We start from the raw sequence: 5,498 nt of genomic DNA on the forward strand, positions 1-5,498 counted from the left end.
AGGCATCCAGCACGTGGCCTTCCTCACCGACGACCTGGTCGCCACCTGGGACCGGCTCAAGGCCCTGGGCATGCGCTTCATGACCGCGCCTCCCGCTACCTACTATGAAATGCTCGAAGGCCGCCTGCCCGGGCATGGCGAGCCGGTGGGCGAGCTGCAGGCCCGTGGCATCCTGCTCGACGGCGCCGCCGATTCGGGGGACAAGCGCCTGCTGCTGCAGATTTTTTCTGAAACCCTGATGGGGCCGGTGTTCTTCGAATTCATCCAGCGCAAGGGCGATGACGGCTTCGGTGAAGGCAACTTCAAGGCCCTGTTCGAGTCGATCGAGCGCGATCAGGTACGCCGTGGCGTGCTGAGCGTCGAGTAACCGGCGCTGCCGGTCGGCCGCGCGCGTTCAGGGCGTGACTGACCGGCGGCGGGGCCCTTGCCTGAGCATGCCCCAGTAGGCGATCGCGCTGGTCAGGATACCCACCAGGATCAACGATGGCAGGGTCATGACGATCCATTGCAGCATCTCGCCGCGCGTGTGCCCCAACGGATAGCCGGCCTGCACCGAATAGCCGAACTGCTCGGAGCTCGCCCGTGCCTGGTGCTCACGCTGGTCGGGCGGCAGGGCGTCGGCCTCGCTGTATTGCGGCCAGAGGTGGTCCGGTCCGAACTCGAGCCGGAGCAGGATGCCATTTTCAAAGCCTTCCAGTTGTCCGACCAGCGTGCGGGCGTCTGCCTGGGCGATCACCCCATTGGGCTGCGCGCGCAGCCAGTAGTTGAGGATCGGCGGGTAGGAGGCCGCGCCGTTGGCATGTTCAAGCCACAACCGGTGCTTGGAGAAGCGCCTGGGCTCGATGGGCAAGGTCTGTTCGCCTTCGACCGAATCGCAGTAGCGCCTGTTGCCTGTGGTGAGCGCCAGCGAGCGCAGGGTGGGGTTGGCGGCCACATGACTGCGCAGTTGCTGCGCCACCTCAAGGCACGCGCCGCCGCTCAGGTGCAGGGTTCGGCTGCTGTTTTCATGCAGCATCCCGATGATCTGGTCGACACGGTGGACGGCTTCGTGAGCGGCGAAGCGCGACAGTGCGTCCAGCTTCCTGTCGACTTGCATCAGCATGATCAGCAAGCCGCAGAACACCGGCGCGATGCCGATCGCGATCAGCAACACAAGATCCAGCAGGCTGCGGCCTGCGCACTGTTTCAGAGCCATGAGCTACCCCTCGACATGATGGTCTCCCAAGGCTGCGGGCCTGCGGGAGCAAGAAGCTCAAGCTTAACGACAAGCTCTGGCCAGGGATGTAGGCCGGGTAGACCCGTGGCAGGGATTCAGGACATCGGGACGTCAGGCCTGTCCCTGGGAGTTGATGGCCTGCAGTACCTTTTGCGCCACCAGCTGGCCGGATGCCGGGTTCTGGCCGGTCACCAGCCGGCCGTCGGCAACGGCAAAGGCCGCCCAGGGCTCCTCGGCCTTGCAGTAGATGCCGCCACGGGCGACCAGCTCGTTTTCGGTCAGGTACGGCACCACCTTGTCGAGCTCGGCGAGTTTCTCCTCGATGTTGGAAAAGCCCGTCACCTGGCGACCCCTCACCAGCAGGCTGTGGTCGCTGAGCTTGATGTTGAGCAGACCTGCCGCGCCATGGCATACCGCCGACACCACGCCGCCACGCTCGAATATGTCCCGTGAAAGTGCCTGCAGTTCGTGATTGTCGGGAAAGTCCCAGACCACCCCATGCCCACCGGTGTAGTAGATGGCGCAATAGTCCGCGGCCTTGGCCTGCCCAGGGCGCAAGGTCGACCCCAGACGGTTCATGAATGCCTTATCGGTATACCACTGCCAGTCGATGTCGGCCGCCAGCTGCAGGCTATGGGGGTCGACCGGCACGTAGCCACCGTTGGGGCTCACGTAGTCGACCGCATACCCTGCCGTTTCCATCTGCGCGACGAAGTGCACCGCTTCGCCCAGCCACAGCCCGGTGGCCCGCTTGATCGTCGGATACTTGGCCGTGTTGGTCAGCACCACCAGGACTTTCTTGCTCATGACCAGACTCCCGTGACTGTGAAGGGCTCGCCGGCGTTGGGGAACGGATGAAACCTAATCAGCATAGCCTCCGCGCGCGGCGCTGCCATGCCAGGCTGGCGGTGTGCTAGCCTGCGAAAAAACGGACCCTGGATCGAGGATCAAGATGGACACGACTACCCCTGATCAATTCATGCAGGCTGCCATCGAGGAGGCCCGCCAAGGCCTGGCCGAAGGCGGTATCCCGATTGGCTCGGTACTGGTGCACGAAGGGCGTGTCATCGGCCGTGGGCATAACCGGCGGGTGCAGTCCGGCAGCGCCATCCTGCACGGTGAGATGGACGCGCTGGAAAACGCCGGCCGGCAGCCCGCCAGCGTCTACCAGGCAGCAACGCTCTACACCACGTTGTCACCCTGCGCCATGTGCAGCGGCGCCATTCTGCTCTATGGCATTGGCAAGGTGGTGGTGGGGGAAAACCTGACCTTCCTCGGCGAGGAAGAGCTGTTGCGGTCAAGGGGCGTGGAGGTCTCGGTCGTGCAGTCACACGATTGCCAGGCGCTGATGCGCGACTTCATCGCCGCCCAGCCACAGTTGTGGAATGAAGACATCGGCCGCTAACTGTCTGGCCGGGACGTGGGCTTCGCCTGCGCCTGCCCGGTCCCTTGCCTGCCCAGGATGCGGGCGACCGTTTCCTGCAGGTGGCTGAGCTCGAACGGCTTGCAGATCAGCTGCATGCCCGGGTCGAGAAACCCGCTGCGAGCCATGGCGGTTTCGGCAAAGCCGGTAATGAACAGGATCTGCAGGTTGGGCCGCAACTTGCGTGCGATCTCGGCCAACTGGCGCCCGTTCATTCCCGGTAGCCCGACGTCGCTGATCATCAGCGCGATTGGCCGCGAGGACCGCAGCATCGGCAACGCTTCGCTGGCGTCACCTGCCAACGCGCAGCGGTAGCCTTCTTCAGCCAGCGCCTGGTAGACGATCTGCCGGACCTCAGGGTCGTCCTCGACAATCAGCACATCCCGGCTTGCCGAAAGGTTGGCTGCCTTGGCGACCGGGGCTGGCCGCGACACGTCGCCATGGTAGCGAGGCAGATAAAGGTCTACCCGCGTACCACGGCCGATTTCACTGTGCAGGCTCACATGACCGTGTGATTGCTTGCTGAACCCATACACCATGGACAGGCCCATGCCGATGCCCTGGCCAACGGGCTTGGTGGTGAAAAACGGCTCGAACGCGCGATCCAGCGTGCTCTGCGACATACCCTGGCCATCATCGGTGACGCTCAGGCGCAGGTAATCGCCGCTGACCAGGTTCTGGCTGGCGAACGTGTCGTGATCGATGCGCTGGTTGCTCGCGGCGATCCGCAGGTGACCGCCGTTGGGCATCGCTTCGCAAGCATTGTGCAGAAGATTGTCCAGGGCGACCTGCAGTTGTTGTCCATCGGCTTCGACATGCCAGAGGCCGGGTTCCATCTCGACCTCGAGGCTGACTGGCGTATCGGGTGTTTCGGTCAGCTTCTGGGCTTGCAGCAGGGTCCTCAGGTCGATCGCCTCGCTGGCCAGCGACTGGCGGCTCGAGAAGGCCAGCAGCCGGTGGGTCAGGCGCGCCGCGCGGCCCACGGCGTCCTTGCCCAGGGTCAGCAGTGGCTGAAGGCCTTCGGTCTGGCCACGTTCCAGGCGCTTGCCGATCAGTTCCAGGCTGCCGCCGATACTGGTGAGCAGGTTGTTGAAGTCGTGCGCCACGCCGCCGGCCAGTTGACCAATGGCTTCCATCTTGCGGGATTGGTGCAGCGCCTGGGCCTCGGCCCGCAGGCGCTGGTTCTGTTCGGCCAGCAGTGTCTGCAGGTGCGCTTGCTGGTCCCGGGCCTGGTACTGGCGCCGGCGCGCGCGCAATCCGCTTTCGGCCAGGTGCACGAGGTTCTCGGGATCGAACGGGCAGGGCACGCGGAACAGGTTGCCCAGCGCATCTACCCAGGATGTGTCAGCGCAGAGGGTTGTGTCATCGGGCGGCGTGGGCGGGGTCGTCATTGCCAGCAGCAGTACAGGCACATCCGACCATGGCGGCTGCTGCCGGATGAAGCGATGAACGGGGGTCTGGTCATTGGCGGGAAGGCAGTCGCGCGCGATGATCGCCACGCCGACGCCCTCTGTCAGCAGTTGTTCGAACTGGAGGATGTCAGTCGCATGGAGGCACCCGATGCCTGCTCTCAACAAATGCCGGGACGTCTCGCTTCCCAGGGGTGCCGGTGCAAGGATCAGGGCGCGTTCGTCCACAGACAACGAAACGGCCAAGGTGAATCTCCTGTGATCATTGGGCATTACGTCCGCGCATGCCTTTGGCTGCTGCCATGATCACTGGACCACGGGGCTGACGCAGCAGTTCCACCTGGTTTCACGAGGGGGCTAAAGGCCCTGCTGAACCAGTGGATCGTCAGGATTCTGCTGCTCCAGCTGGGCGAGCAGCACTTGCACGTTCTGCAGTTGCCCGGTCTGCTTCCAGTACTCGATCAGCAAGACCCGTGCCTCGCGGTTGGCCGGTTGCTGGCTGAGCACGGTCTCGAGCTGGCGCTGGGCCGCCTCGGTCTGCTCGAGGCCGTGCAACGCGATCGCCAGTGCCTGCCGGTAGCCGGTGTTATCAGGCTCCAGCTCGACCGCCCGGGACAAGGCCAGAAGGGCGTACTCCGGCTGGTCATGGCGGGTCAGCCAGACGCCCAGCTCATGTTGCAGGAAGGCCGATTCAGGTTGCACTGCCAGCGCCTTGGCGAGCACCTGGCGCGAGGCGTCGTGTTGGCCCTGGCGCTCCAGCAGCCGCACCTGGACTGCCAGGGCGTCCAGGCTGTCGGGTGCGGTTTTCAGGCTTTGCTTCAGGGCGGCCGCCGCCTGCTCGAAGGCGTCCTCGTGCAGGTACAGGCGGGCAAGGCGCAGCTGCGCGGCGGCATCCTCCGGTTGCAGTTGCAGCGCCTGCTGGTACTGCTCAAGCGCGGTCTGCAGCGGGCCGATGTACAGGCCGATCTCATCCGGCTCCAGACCGAGCAAGGCATCGACCGCGGCAAAGCGCACGCTTTGCTCCGCATCGTCGAGCAACGGCCCCAGCACCAGGCTGCGCTGCCCGGTGGTCAGCATGCGCCCGATGCAGCCGACGGCCGCGCGGCGTACCAGCGGGTCCTCGTGTTGCAGGTCGCGGCTTGCCAGTTTCAATGCCAGCGGTGACGGGTAGTTGGGCAATTCGGCGTAAAGCGCGGCGCGGCGGATGGGCGCCAGGTCAGTGCGTTGCAGCTGCTGATAAAGCACCCGCGCCGCCCCCGGCAAGCCCTCGTGTGCCTGGCGCAGCGCCTTGCTGTAGCTGTGGCTGGGCAAGGCCGGAGGGGCCGGACTGTTGTCCTCGCGCAGGTAGCCGGCCACCCACAGCACCACGATCAGCGACAGTCCGGCGATCAGGTAGAGGCGGCGTTTTGGCATGAGGGCTTCCGCGCGAAAGGGAAGGCAGAGCTTGGGA

Annotated in this window: 6 protein-coding genes; 2 read left to right on the forward strand and 4 right to left on the reverse strand. The window is 65.0% G+C overall.

Translation table 11 applies throughout. The annotated features are described in order from the left end of the window. On the forward strand, window positions 1-367 hold a 367-nt coding region (locus tag VJS90_RS13360), incomplete at its 5' end, for a VOC family protein (protein WP_324122126.1). Between the two features lie 27 nt (window positions 368-394). Here the strand turns inward: VJS90_RS13360 and VJS90_RS13365 are convergent. Both VJS90_RS13365 and VJS90_RS13370 read right to left on the reverse strand, forming a co-directional pair. Continuing rightward, window positions 395-1,195, reverse strand: coding sequence for a CSS-motif domain-containing protein (locus tag VJS90_RS13365; protein ID WP_324122127.1), 801 nt, complete (start codon window positions 1,193-1,195; stop codon window positions 395-397). A gap of 132 nt (window positions 1,196-1,327) precedes the next feature. Next, window positions 1,328-2,023: a type 1 glutamine amidotransferase domain-containing protein gene (locus tag VJS90_RS13370; RefSeq protein WP_324122128.1), complete on the reverse strand. Its 696-nt coding sequence runs from the start codon at window positions 2,021-2,023 to the stop codon at window positions 1,328-1,330. A 145-nt stretch (window positions 2,024-2,168) separates the two neighbouring features. Between VJS90_RS13370 and VJS90_RS13375 the strand changes: the two genes are divergently transcribed. After that, on the forward strand, window positions 2,169-2,621 hold the full coding sequence (locus VJS90_RS13375; protein WP_324122129.1) for a nucleoside deaminase: 453 nt from the start codon (window positions 2,169-2,171) through the stop codon (window positions 2,619-2,621). On the opposite strand, the gene VJS90_RS13380 is transcribed toward VJS90_RS13375, so the two are convergent. After that, entirely contained in the window at window positions 2,618-4,294 is a 1,677-nt protein-coding gene (locus VJS90_RS13380) for an ATP-binding protein (RefSeq protein WP_324122130.1), read from the reverse strand. The genes VJS90_RS13375 and VJS90_RS13380 overlap by 4 nt on opposite strands. Window positions 4,295-4,405: 111 nt before the next feature. Then, complete coding sequence (locus VJS90_RS13385) at window positions 4,406-5,461, reverse strand: tetratricopeptide repeat protein (protein ID WP_324122131.1); 1,056 nt, start codon at window positions 5,459-5,461, stop codon at window positions 4,406-4,408. Window positions 5,462-5,498: the final 37 nt, after the last annotated feature.

The sequence above is a fragment of the Pseudomonas sp. genome, from assembly GCF_035277045.1.
Taxonomy (GTDB): domain Bacteria; phylum Pseudomonadota; class Gammaproteobacteria; order Pseudomonadales; family Pseudomonadaceae; genus Aquipseudomonas.

Coding starts and splice junctions, on each gene's coding strand:
- VJS90_RS13365 (WP_324122127.1), bottom strand. CDS start 1,195: ATGGCTCTGAAACAGTGCGCAGGCCGCAGCCTGCTGGATCTTGTGTTG.
- VJS90_RS13375 (WP_324122129.1), top strand. CDS start 2,169: ATGGACACGACTACCCCTGATCAATTCATGCAGGCTGCCATCGAGGAG.
- VJS90_RS13370 (WP_324122128.1), bottom strand. CDS start 2,023: ATGAGCAAGAAAGTCCTGGTGGTGCTGACCAACACGGCCAAGTATCCG.
- VJS90_RS13385 (WP_324122131.1), bottom strand. CDS start 5,461: ATGCCAAAACGCCGCCTCTACCTGATCGCCGGACTGTCGCTGATCGTG.